Source organism: Aminobacter sp. P4_D5 (assembly GCF_056401815.1).
Window position 1 is genome coordinate 1 of record NZ_JBFUIP010000350.1, and the last position, 1,752, is coordinate 1,752.

Annotated in this window: 3 protein-coding genes; 2 read left to right on the forward strand and 1 reads right to left on the reverse strand. The window is 59.7% G+C overall.

All coding sequences use genetic code 11. From position 1 onward, the window contains the following. The coding region (locus tag AC1DWF_RS31750; protein ID WP_476842534.1) for an iron-sulfur cluster assembly scaffold protein at window positions 1-162 on the reverse strand (162 nt) is incomplete at its 3' end. A gap of 236 nt (window positions 163-398) precedes the next feature. Between AC1DWF_RS31750 and folE the strand changes: the two genes are divergently transcribed. Both folE and hisI read left to right on the forward strand, forming a co-directional pair. Beyond that, window positions 399-1,037 (forward strand): GTP cyclohydrolase I FolE, encoded by a 639-nt coding sequence (folE, locus tag AC1DWF_RS31755; protein ID WP_476842532.1) that lies wholly within the window; start codon window positions 399-401, stop codon window positions 1,035-1,037. Window positions 1,038-1,074: 37 nt separating this feature from the next. Further along, a complete protein-coding gene (gene hisI, locus AC1DWF_RS31760) occupies window positions 1,075-1,527 on the forward strand; it encodes a phosphoribosyl-AMP cyclohydrolase (RefSeq protein WP_476842533.1) in 453 nt (150 codons plus the stop codon). Window positions 1,528-1,752: the final 225 nt, after the last annotated feature.

A 1,752-nucleotide genomic window follows, 5' to 3' on the forward strand; every position in this document is an offset into this window, starting at 1 on the left:
GTCGGTGACCAGGCCGTCTTCCATCTTGAGATCGATGGTGACGGTCGATCCGCAAAGCTTGGAATGGGCGGTAGCTGTGGCATCAGGATTTTCGAGATGCCCGAGCCGGCCGATATTGCCCGCGAACCCGAGAATTTTCGTGTTGTAGATGTCGTCGATCAACTTTTTTCACTCTGAGTGCGTGTGGTGAACAACTCTTGTCGCTGACGCATCTTTCAATCGTCGTCTTCACCCATATATAATGGTTGCGCTCACCTCTCGACAAGGCTGCAGAAACAGCATCGGGAGGAAGGGCATGATGAGCAGCTTTGGGTACGGCACTATTCCGGTGGTCCCTAAAGTGGCTGTGTCCGTTCAACTCGTCCCTGCTTTGACAGGGACTACTGGAGACGCCTGAGATGGATGYCGTTGCCAAGAAGCTGATGCCGCAATCAGCGTACATGGATATGCCTACGACCGACCGCCCGACCGAGGCGGAGGTAGAAGCTGCCGTCAAGGTGCTCTTGCGCTGGACCGGCGACAATCCCCAACGTGAAGGCCTGGTCGACACGCCCAAGCGCGTGACCAAGGCGTTCCGTGAGATGTTCAACGGCTACGACATGTGCCCAGCCGATGAGCTTGGCCGCACCTTCGAGGAAGTGGCCGGTTATGACGACCTCGTCATCGTCCGCGACATCAAGTTCCACTCGCATTGCGAGCACCACATGGTGCCAATCATCGGCAAGGCGCATGTCGGCTATCTGCCCGATGGCAAGGTTGTTGGCCTGTCCAAGATCGCCCGCGTCGTCGACATCTTCGCCCACCGCCTGCAGACGCAGGAAGCCATGACGGCGCAGATTGCCGGTGTCATCCAGGACGTGCTAAATCCGCGCGGCGTTGCCGTGATGATCGAGGCCGAGCATATGTGCATGGCCATGCGCGGCATTCGCAAGCAGGGTTCGACGACCCTGACCTCCACCTTCACCGGCGTTTTCCGGGATACTCCCGAAGAACAGGTCCGGTTCGTGACCATGGTGCGAGCCGGCGGCGGGATCTGATTTCCCATCGCCGGTGCCCTCGACTTAGGACCCGGCGATGACCCTGCAGTTTCCCCAAGCTTCCAACGACAAAAGCGCGCTCGAAGAAGGCGTGGCGTTCACGCCGCGCTTCGACGCCAACGGCCTTGTCACCGCCGTCGTCACCGACGTTGCCGATGGCACGCTGCTGATGGTCGCGCACATGAATGCAGAGGCGCTTGCCCTGACCATCGAGACCGGCATCGCCCACTACTGGTCGCGGTCGCGCGGCTCGTTGTGGAAGAAGGGCGAGACATCGGGCAATTTCCAGCACGTCGCCGAGATCCGTACCGACTGCGATCAGGACGCGGTATGGCTGCGCGTAAAAGTTACCGGCCATGATGCAACCTGTCACACCGGCAGGCGTTCCTGCTTTTATCGGACGGTGGGGCTGAAGGACGGCGTCGCGACCCTCAGCGCAGACGGCAGCCTCMCCCTGTTTGACGCGGACGAAATCTACCGCAAAGAATAGTGAACCCTCCTGACGCCCCTGCGACACTAAGATTCACGATTTCGATACGGCCTGGATGTAGTCTAGGTGCGGGACTGTGCATGCTCCGAAAGTTGGACTCGATTTTCGGCAAGGATCATGCACCGATTCAAGGTGTCGCAGCGTCCTTTGCGCGTCCGAACGGGTGCGCGGCGCTGCAGGGAGATTGTGATGCTCGAGTGGGCGTCCTTCCACACGCGCCAGAAC